Consider the following 8421-nt stretch of genomic DNA (forward strand, 5'->3'; position numbering starts at 1 on the left):
CCCGCCGTCTCCTCTCCCGCCGTCTCCTCTCCCGCCGCTTCCGCTTCCTGGCGTTCTCGCTTCTCGCCGCGTTTGTTTCCCGCCGCGTTTGTTTCCCGCCGCGTTGGTTTTCGCAGCGTTGGCTTCCCGCAGCGCGTCGGCTTCCTGCCGAACCGCCGGCTGCTCGCGCCGGACGCGAGGTCCCGGGACACCTCCCGTTCAATGTGCACCCGCCACATGATGTGCTTGATACATGTGACATGTACGATGCATATCAATCCCCCAGCAGAGTTGAGGAATCCCGCCATGGACGCCTCCCGGCCCGCCGCCCGCGCGGACGGCGTGGTCACCACGCTCGCCTTCGCCGGTATCACCGCGGCGATCATGCAGACACTGGTCACCCCGCTCCTCGCAGACCTGCCGAAGCTGCTGCACACCACCCCTTCCAACGCCGCCTGGGTGATCACCGCCACGCTCGTGACGGGTACCGTCTGTCTGCCGGTCTTCGGCCGCCTCGGCGATCTCGTCGGCAAGCGCCGCATGCTGCTCGCGTGCGCCGTACCGCTGTTCGCGGGCTCCGTGGTGTGTGCCCTCTCCTCCTCCGTGCTGCCCGTGATCATCGGCCGGTGCCTCCAGGGCATGGGGATGGGCATGGTGCCGCTGGCTGCGGGACGTGGTGCCCCAGGAGAAGCTCAGCTCCTCCATCGCCCTGGTCAGCGCCTCCATGGGAATCGGCGGCGGGCTGGGACTGCCCATCGCCGCCGCCGTCGCTCAATACGCCACCTGGCGCGCGCTGTTCTGGGGCTCCGCCGGTCTGGCCGCAGTGGTCACCGTCCTGTTGTGGTTCTGCGTCCCCGACGTCCCCGCCGCCGCCAAGGGCCAGCGATTCGACCTGCCCGGCGCCCTCGGGCTCGCGGTGGGGCTCGGATGCCTGCTGCTGGCGATCTCCAAGGGCGGCGACTGGGGCTGGACTTCGGGGACGGTCCTCGGCCTGTTCGGTGTCGCGATCGTGATGCTGCTCGCCTGGGGCGGCTGGGAGACGCGCACCCGGGACCCGCTGATCGACCTGCGCACCACGGCCCGCCCCCGGGTGCTCCTCACCAACCTCGCCTCGATCTTCGTCGGCTTCGGCATGTACGCGAGCATGCTCGTGCTCCCGCAGCTGCTCCAGTTCCCCGAAGCCACCGGCTACGGGCTCGGCCAGTCCATGCTCGCGGCCGGTCTGTGGATGGCGCCCGGCGGCATCATGATGATGCTCGTCTCGCCCCTGGGCGGAAAGCTCACCAACGCCCGCGGCCCGAAGACCACCCTGATCAGCGGGGCTCTGGTCATCGCCGCCGGCTACGGGCTGTCCCTGGCGCTGATGGGATCCGCCTGGGGGATCACGCTGACCATCATCGTCGTCAACAGCGGTGTGGGCCTCGCGTACGGCTCCATGCCGGCGCTCATCATGGGGTCGGTCCCGCTGTCCGAGACCGCCGCCGCCAACGGTTTCAACGCCCTCATGCGCTCGCTCGGCACCTCGGTGGGAGCCGCTGTGATCGGCGTCGTCCTCTCCCAGTCGACGACCACCATGGGCGGCCACACCTTCACGTCCGAGAACGGCTTCCGGACCGGCCTGCTGGTCGGCTGCGGCATCGCGCTGGTCGCCGTCGCGATCGCGGCGGCCATCCCCGCCGCGCGCACCGGGGCGTCCGACGCCGTACCCGACGCCGGGGCGGACCCCGCCACCGGTACCGGCCCCGAACAGGCCGTCGTCAGGGCCTGACCCCTTCACAGACGGAACCGGCGCGGGCCACCGCCCGCGCCGCCGGCAGATCGCCCGAGAAATACGCGCCGCCGCGCGGACACCGCGTGCGCCCAGGCGGCGGCACCGCCCACAGAGAGGAAGAAGGACTCCATGTCTTCCCCCCGCACCTCGCCCGCTTCCACCCCCGTCGACCCGGCGGAACCCGGGTTCGACCCGGATGCCTTGCGGGCCCGCTACCGGGCCGAACGGGACCGCAGGATCCGTCCGGAAGGCAGCAGGCAGTACCAGCCGGTCAGCGGCCGGTTCGGGTACTACGACGAGGACCCCTACGCCGAGGACGGCCTCGTACGCGAGCCGCTGCACGACCGGGTCGAAGTGGTCGTTGTCGGGGGCGGGTTCGGCGGCCTGCTCGCGGGCGCCCGGCTGCGCCAGGCGGGCGTGGACTCGATCCGGGTGATCGAGAAGGGAGGGGACTTCGGAGGCACCTGGTACTGGAACCGGTACCCCGGAATCCACTGCGACATCGAGTCCTACATCTACCTGCCGCTCCTGGAGGAGGTCGGCTACGTCCCGAAGTGGAAGTACGCGCCCGGGGAGGAGATCCGGCAGCACGCGCGGGCGATCGGGCGGTCCTTCGACCTGTACCGCGAAGCCTGCTTCCAGACCCAGGTGACCGAACTTGAGTGGGACGAGGACGCCGGTGAATGGCTGGTCGGCACCGACCGGAACGACCGGATCCGGGCGCGGTACGTGGTAACGGCCAGCGGCACGCTGAGCGAGGCAAAGCTCCCCGGCATCCCGGGGATCGAGACCTTCCGGGGACACACGTTCCACACCAGTCGCTGGGACTACGCCTACACCGGCGGCGACGCCAACGGGAATCTGCACAAGCTCGCCGACAAACGCGTCGCGCTGATCGGTACCGGCGCGACGGCCATCCAGTGCGTGCCGCACCTGGGCGCCGACGCCGCCGAGCTGTACGTGTTCCAGCGCACCCCCTCCTCGGTCGACGTGCGCGGCAACCGCCCCACGGATCCCGACTGGGCCGCTTCGCTGGCCCCCGGCTGGCAGCGACACCGCAGGGACAACTTCCTCACCCTCGTCACCGGCGGCCACGTCGAGGAGGACCTGATCGACGACGGCTGGACCGGGAGCGCACGCCTCCAGCAGAAGCTGATCCCGAGCGACAATGACCAGGACGTACCGCCCGAGGAGCGGGAACGCGCCTACGAGACCGCCGACTTCCAGAAGATGAACGAGATCCGCGCACGGGTCGACGCCGTCGTCGCGGACCCGGAAACAGCCGAGAAGCTGAAGCCCTGGTACCGCTACATGTGCAAGCGGCCCACCTTCAGCGACAGCTACCTGGAGACCTTCAACCTGCCCAACGTCACCCTGGTCGACACGGCCGACAGCCACGGGGTGGAGCGCATCACCGAGAGCGCCGTCGTCGTCGGCGGCACGGAGTACGTGGTCGACTGCGTCATCTTCGGCACCGGTTTCGAGGTCGGCCGCTCGGGGATCACCTCCGGACGGCTGCCGGTGCGGGGCGCAGGAGGCGTCCCCCTGACCGAAGCCTGGCGGGAGGGCCCCCGGACGCTCCACGGCTTCTACAGCCACGGCTTCCCGAACCTCTTCCAGCTCGGGCCGCTGCAGAACGCCAGCGCCGTCAATTTCGTCCACGTCCTCGACGAGCAGGCCACCCACGTGGCCGAGGTCGTCGCCGAGGCGCGCAGGACCCGGGCCCGCCGGGTGGAGCCGGACGCGAAGGCCGAGGCGGCCTGGGTCGCGACGATCCGGGACAAGGCCGCCGACCTCTACAAGTTCCACGCCGAGTGCACCCCCGGCTACTACAACAACGAGGGCATGCCCAGGCAGCGCAGCGAGTCCTACGGCGACGGTCCGCTCGCCTTCCACGCCCTCCTCCGGGACTGGCGCGCGAACGGCGGCATGCGCGAAGTCCTCGTCGACACCGGCTTCGACACCGACGCCGGCTTCGACACCGATGCCGGAGACGGAGCGGGCACGGAGCCGGGCGGGGCCGCGGCGGGGAGGGGGAAGTGACGATGACACGACCCTCCAGCCGCTACGGCGGGACCACATCCGAACCGGCCACCAGCTCTCGCTGGGATGTCCGGCGGCTCAACGCGCCCAACCCGCTGTGGGGTTCGAACGGCGTCGTCTTCGGGCCCGACGATCGGCTCTACGTCGCGCAGTTCCTGGCCGGCCGGATCAGCGCCGTGGACCCGGTGGGCGGGGACATCGAGGCGGTGGTGCCGATGGACGGCCCGGTCCAGTCACCGGACGACCTCGCCTTCGGCGCCGACGGCTCGATGTACATCGCCGACCTGGTGCCGGGAAGGGTGTGGCGCCGTAGTCCGCAGGGCGAGTACAGCCTGGTCTCCGATCAGGTGAAGTTGCCCAACGGCATCACCTGCGTCGGCGAGCGGCTCTTCGTCAACGAGATGCGGATGAACGGACGGCTGATGGAGCTGTTCCCCGAGGGAGGCGAGCCCCGGGTGCTCGCCGAGGGGCTGGCCCTGGGCAACGCCATGCAGCGCGGCCCCGACGGCCACCTGTACTACCCGCACATGCTGACCGGTCAGGTGTGGCGCGTATCCCCGGACGGTGGGGCGCCCGAACTGGTCGCGGAGGACGTGCACGAGCCGGTGGCGGTCCGCTTCGACCTGGGCGGCGTCATGCTCGTCCTCTCCCGGGGTCAGGCCGGCCTCGTCACCCGTATCGACCTGCACGGAACCGGGTCCCGCTCGCTGATCACCAGCGGGCTGACGGGGCTGGACAACGCGGCGTTCGACGCGGAGAACAGGATGTTCGTCTCCAGCTTCGCCGACGGCGGCATCACGGAACTGCACCCCGACGGCCGGACCCGGGATCTGGTGCCGCGCGGCTTCGACGGCCCGTACGGGGTGACCGTCGACCTGGCGGGCACGGTGTACGCGGCGGACCACTATCGCCTGGCGGGCCCGGAGAGCCGCGCGGAGCACGAACGGGAAGCACCCCCTGGACCGCACGCACGGGAGGCACCGCCCGGACCGCACACCCCCGAGGAACCGCAGCGGGAACCGCACCACGGATCCGGCGTACGGGACGTGGCAGACGGACCGGCCGGAGTGACCACGTACGAACTGCGGCCCTTCGCCCACGGCATCAGCGCCGAGGGCGGACTCCTGCACCTCACCTCCCAGTACGGCGAGGTGCGGACCTATGACCCCGAGCACGGCACGCACCGCGTCCGGGCCAGCGGTCTAGGACAGCCCATGGGCATCTCCGCCCTGCCGGGAGGCGATCTCCTCGTCGCCGAGACGGGCGCGGGACGGGTGCTGTCCCTCGATGGGGACGACACCGTCACCGTGCTGGCCGAGGGGCTATCGCATCCGGTCGACGTGGCCCATGACGCGGCGGGACGCTGCTATGTGAGCGACGACCACGCCGGTGCGGTGTTCCGGATCGAGGACGGGCACGCCGTCCCGGTCGCGGACGGACTCGCCGCGCCGCAGGGACTGACGGTGCTGGGCGACGAGGTGTTCACAGTCGAGACCGGCGCGCGGAGGCTGCGGGCGATCTCGCTCGCGACAGGAGAGAGCCGCGTCGAGGCGGAAGGCCTGGCGCTCGGACTCCCCCTGGACACCGTTCCGCGCGCCCGGCCCGCGCTGTTCAGCAACGGAATGCCCGGCGTACCCGACCTGTTCGCGGGCCTCACCACCGCACCCGACGGCACCCTGCTGCTCTCGGCCAACGGGGAGGGAACCCTGCTGCGCCTTTCGCCGCGGGCCCCGACCCCCGAGAACCACACGACCGGTGATCACACTTCCCCGGGAGGAAATCCATGACGAGTACGCGTACGGGTCTGACGGGACGGGTCGTCGTCGTCACCGGAGGCGCGTCCGGCATCGGCCGGGCCGCGGCCTTGAAGTTCGCGGCGGAACACGCGAAGGTGCTGGTCGCCGACCTGAACCGGGAGGGAGCCGAGGAGGTCGTCCGCGAGATCGAGACTGCCGGGGGCGCCGCCCTCGCCGTCGCCGGTGACCTGAGCGACCAGCGGGTGGTGGACACGGTCGTCGAGCGGGCCGTCACGGACCTCGGCGGGCTGGACGTGCTGGCCAACAACGCCGGAATCATGGACCGCATGTCAGCGCTCGGCGAGACCGACGACGCGGAGTGGGAGCGGGTCATGCGGGTCAACCTCACCGCGCCGTTCCTCCTTACCCGTGCGGCGCTGCCGCACATGCTTGAGGCCGGACGGGGCTCGATCGTCTTCACGGCCTCGGAGGCGAGCCTGCGCGGCAGCGCGGCCGGTGCGGCCTACACCGCCGCCAAGCACGCGGTGGCCGGACTCGTGAAGAGCCTCGCCGTCACCTATCGGGAGCAGGGCGTCCGGGCCAACGCCATCGCTCCCGGGCCCACCGCGACCAGCATCCGGGTCGACTCGTCCCCCGAGGCACAGGGGCCCGCCCTGATCGGCCGGCTCATCGGCGCGACGATCGGCCGCATGGGCAGCGCGGAAGAACAGGCCGCCGCTCTCGTCTTCCTGGCCTCCGACGACGCCGCCTTCATCAACGGTGCCATCCTCCCGGTCGACGACGGCTGGGCCGCCGTCTGAGTCACCCGTAGACCCGTAGGAGCGAGAGGACACTCCTCACCACGGCCTTCGCGCGATCCAGTTGTCTTACTCGACTTGGCACACGACCGCGCGAAGGCCGCCCGCACACCCGGTCAACCGGGCACAGCTGCCTCAGCTTCGAGACCCGTTCAAAGCCCGCGGGCAATGAACAGCTAAGCGGAGCTTCCCAGTGGCGCCCGGCCCTTCTCGTAGACAGTCAGACCGCGGGACAGCCGCAAGGGCACCAATACCAGCTCGACCAGCACGGCCTTCCACGCGTAGCAGAGGTTGACGATCTTGGTGGGATAGACGCAAGGGAGGTCGGCAAGCACCTTTTTCAGGCGCAGCCCTCGCCGTCGCGCGGCATACACCAGCGGCGGCACGGTGAAGACCAGCTCGGCACCCAGCCACCAGGCCAGCGTCGGTACCACCGGATATCCCAGGCCGACGATCAGCACCAGTGGCGTGCCCCACCACAGCGGCGCCGTGAGGATCTCCACCAGTGCCAGCAGCACCCATACCGCCAGCATCGGTTTGTGCAGGACCAGCTCCCCCGCATGGAGGCGCACGTTCTGACAGAAGCCGGCCATCCAGCGCCATACCTGCTTGCGCAGATACAGCAGCGACTCAGGGTCGGCGGCCCAGGCGACCGCGTCGCTGACATACCGGGCCCGGCGGCCCGAGATCTGCTGACTCCATGTGTAGTCCATATCTTCCACGATTGTTGCTTCCGGGAATCCTCCCGCCGCCGTCAGCTCCTCACGACGGAAGGCGGAGCAACACCCCGAGCAGACCATCGGGCTGTTGACTCGCTCTTGAATGGGGCGATTCCAGTGAAACCCGAACAGATACTCCACCGAGCGGCCTCGCTCCCACACGGTCCTGGCGAAGCGTGTTTGCACGTTCCCAGCAGCGACTACGACAGACGGGTCATCGAAGGCCGGCAGCAATTGCTCGATGTAGTCGGGTGCCAGGACGGTGTCGGCGTCGACAGCCAGGACCAGGTCACCCCGGCAGTGCGGCAGGGCGTAGTTCTGAGCTTTCGCCTTGCTGCCGAGATTGGCCGGGGGCCGCAGCACCTCGACACCGTAGGCCCGCGCCACCTCGCCCGTACCGTCCTGCGAGGCGTCGTCCACCACGATCACCTGCCCCGGGGGCACGGTCTGGGCGCGGATCGACTCCAGGGTGGCGGGAAGCCCCGCCTCCTCGTTGTGGGCGGGAACGATCACGGTCACACGGCCGGGCATGATTGCTCACTCCCCCGCCTCTTCTGCCGCCGCCCGCTCCGGCAGCCCGTGCGGCTCCTTGAGGGATGTCCGCTGCCGGCCCTGGCTCCTGGCCCGCTCCCGCTCCTCCCGTTCCCGGACAGGCGCCCCCGGCACCGGGCAAACAGGCCCTTGGCCAGGGCTACAGCTCCTACGAGCCCGTACACGAGCACGCTGAGCCCGATAAGTGGCAATCCCCCGTGCATCCGTCACTCCCCTTCTCCATACGCTGCGGTCCGGCCGACGCCGATCGGCATCGGCCGGACCCGGTAGGAGAAAGCTAGCCACGATTGTCGCAGCGCGTTCCGGGTGCTCACTTTCTGTGGACTACCCGGCCGTTGTGGACAACTCCGTCACCCTGCACAGCGGCACACCAGGAGCCCCCGGGCGCGCCCGGCCGCTCACCGTGATCAGGCGGCGCGCGAACCCGCTGATCTCCTCACTCCGCCTTCATCTTCTCGACCAGGCTCCGGGGCCGAAGATCGGTCCAGTTGGTCTCGATGTATTCCAAGCAGGCCTGCCGGGTGTCCTCGGGGTGCGCGATGTGCCACCCGGCAGGCACATCGACGAACGATGGCCACAGCGAGTGCTGGTTCTCATCGTTGACCAGGACGAGAAATGTGCCGTTCTCATCGTCGAAGGGATTCGTCGAGCTGCTCATCGCATGCCTCCCGGTGATCTGTGGAAATGCGGTGCGTCCGATCGGCGGACGCGGTTCTCGTTCTGCCCCATGCCTGCGGTGGTACCGGCGGCTGCCGGTCTCCCGGCCCGGGTCCGCCGGGTCGTGCGCCTGGAACGCCGATCGG

Annotated in this window: 5 protein-coding genes and 1 pseudogene; 4 read left to right on the forward strand and 2 right to left on the reverse strand. The window is 70.0% G+C overall.

From position 1 onward, the window contains the following. Nucleotides 1-285 precede the first annotated feature (285 nt). From OHB04_RS02725 to OHB04_RS02740, 4 genes and pseudogenes are all read left to right on the forward strand, one after another. A pseudogene (locus OHB04_RS02725) lies at nt 286-1747 on the forward strand (MFS transporter). Nucleotides 1748-1879: 132 nt separating this feature from the next. Beyond that, nucleotides 1880-3793: a flavin-containing monooxygenase gene (locus OHB04_RS02730; protein WP_326806728.1), complete on the forward strand. Its 1914-nt coding sequence runs from the start codon at nt 1880-1882 to the stop codon at nt 3791-3793. A 2-nt stretch (nt 3794-3795) separates the two neighbouring features. Further along, nucleotides 3796-5580, forward strand: coding sequence for a hypothetical protein (locus OHB04_RS02735; protein ID WP_326692569.1), 1785 nt, complete (start codon nt 3796-3798; stop codon nt 5578-5580). Next, nucleotides 5577-6350 carry an SDR family NAD(P)-dependent oxidoreductase gene (locus tag OHB04_RS02740; protein WP_326806729.1) on the forward strand — a complete coding sequence of 258 codons (774 nt, stop codon included), beginning with the start codon at nt 5577-5579 and terminating at the stop codon, nt 6348-6350. The genes OHB04_RS02735 and OHB04_RS02740 overlap by 4 nt, the downstream gene beginning before the upstream one ends. A gap of 173 nt (nt 6351-6523) precedes the next feature. On the opposite strand, the gene OHB04_RS02745 is transcribed toward OHB04_RS02740, so the two are convergent. Both OHB04_RS02745 and OHB04_RS02750 read right to left on the reverse strand, forming a co-directional pair. Next, nucleotides 6524-7585: a glycosyltransferase family 2 protein gene (locus OHB04_RS02745; protein ID WP_326686061.1), complete on the reverse strand. Its 1062-nt coding sequence runs from the start codon at nt 7583-7585 to the stop codon at nt 6524-6526. A 469-nt stretch (nt 7586-8054) separates the two neighbouring features. Continuing rightward, nucleotides 8055-8276 (reverse strand): MbtH family protein, encoded by a 222-nt coding sequence (locus tag OHB04_RS02750; RefSeq protein ID WP_326686062.1) that lies wholly within the window; start codon nt 8274-8276, stop codon nt 8055-8057. Nucleotides 8277-8421: the final 145 nt, after the last annotated feature.

The sequence above is a fragment of the Streptomyces sp. NBC_01775 genome, assembly GCF_035917675.1.
Classification (GTDB): Bacteria; Actinomycetota; Actinomycetes; order Streptomycetales; family Streptomycetaceae; genus Streptomyces.

Excerpts from the sequence above, each read along its gene's own strand:
- OHB04_RS02730 (WP_326806728.1), top strand. The coding sequence starts at position 1,880 with ATGTCTTCCCCCCGCACCTCGCCCGCTTCCACCCCCGTCGACCCGGCG.
- OHB04_RS02740 (WP_326806729.1), top strand. The coding sequence starts at position 5,577 with ATGACGAGTACGCGTACGGGTCTGACGGGACGGGTCGTCGTCGTCACC.
- OHB04_RS02735 (WP_326692569.1), top strand. The coding sequence starts at position 3,796 with ATGACACGACCCTCCAGCCGCTACGGCGGGACCACATCCGAACCGGCC.
- OHB04_RS02750 (WP_326686062.1), bottom strand. The coding sequence starts at position 8,276 with ATGAGCAGCTCGACGAATCCCTTCGACGATGAGAACGGCACATTTCTC.